This window comes from Mesorhizobium sp. M7A.F.Ca.US.010.02.1.1, assembly GCF_004023085.1.
Lineage (GTDB): Bacteria > Pseudomonadota > Alphaproteobacteria > Rhizobiales > Rhizobiaceae > Mesorhizobium.
Window position 1 is genome coordinate 1 of record NZ_RZRV01000116.1, and the last position, 692, is coordinate 692.

Consider the following 692-nt stretch of genomic DNA (forward strand, 5'->3'; position numbering starts at 1 on the left):
CGCGGCACATTGGGTGTGATGTCGAGGTCGCAAGCGGGATCTGGCTCGCGATAGTTGGCGGTCGGCGGCACGACGTCCTCTTGGATTGCCATCACGCAGGCGATCATTTCAAGCGCGCTCGCTGCGCCGAGGCAATGCGCGTGCGTGGACTTGGTGGAAGAGATGGACATCGAATAAGCGTGGTTTCCAAACACACGCTTGATCGCCGCCGTTTCAGTCTGATCATTGCTCTTGGTACCGGTGCCGTGCGCGTTGAGGTAGTCGACGTCCTCGGCATTCAGCCCGGCATCGGCAAGGCAGGCGCGCATCGCCGACGCTGGCCCCTCGACAGATGGCGCGGCAATGTGGAAGGCATCGGCGGAAAGGCCGACGCCGGCGATCTCGGCAAGAATTGTGGCACCACGCCTCGTGGCATGCTCGTAGCTTTCCAGCACGGCCATGCCCGCACCCTCGCCCAGCACCAGGCCCTTCCTATCGGCGGAGAAGGGCCGGCAGGTATCGGGTGAAAGCACGCGCATTGCTTCCCATGCTTTCAGCACGCCCCATGCGAAGGGTGCGTCGCTGCCCCCGGAAACCATTACGTCGGCCCGGCCCAGCTTGATCTGGTCCACCGCCGAGGCGATCGCATGGTTGGCCGAGGCACATGCGGAGGTCACCCCGAAGACCGGCCCGCGCAAGCCGAGGCTCAAGCT

1 protein-coding gene is annotated in these 692 nt (G+C 64.5%); it reads right to left on the reverse strand.

All coding sequences use genetic code 11. From position 1 onward, the window contains the following. Positions 1 to 692: beta-ketoacyl-[acyl-carrier-protein] synthase family protein (locus EOA19_RS34975; protein ID WP_164747215.1), on the reverse strand; the 692-nt coding region annotated here is incomplete at both ends.